Origin of the sequence: Pantoea sp. S62, from assembly GCF_016658625.1 — a bacterium.
Taxonomy (GTDB): Bacteria; Pseudomonadota; Gammaproteobacteria; order Enterobacterales; family Enterobacteriaceae; genus Pantoea; species Pantoea vagans.
Genome location: NZ_JACVVI010000068.1, coordinates 1 through 268, shown reverse-complemented (window position 1 = coordinate 268; position 268 = coordinate 1). Strand labels below are relative to the sequence as shown.

At 59.0% G+C, this 268-nt stretch carries 1 pseudogene; it reads right to left on the bottom strand.

Annotated elements, in window-relative coordinates:
* A pseudogene (locus IBT54_RS24960) lies at positions 1 to 268 on the bottom strand (type IV secretion system protein TraC); the annotation flags it as partial.

Sequence of the window (268 nt, the reverse complement as noted above, 5' to 3'; positions counted from 1 at the left end):
CAGCTCCAGTACGGCAAAGCGCGTGTCGCCGTCGAGCGTCGGCTTGTCCGAGTTGAAGTAGTCGCCGTTGGCTCCCCACGTACACCAGCGGTCCAGCAGCAGCACCAGCTCGTTAATGCGGTTCATGATGGTCGGCTGCTGGCCATATTCCTCTTTCACCGCCGCCGACTTCATGTAAAGCACCACGTCATCGATACGCGCGGTGTTCTGCTTCGATTCGTATGCCGCCACCACGCCTTTGAGCAGGATGGTTTCGCTGACCTTATCC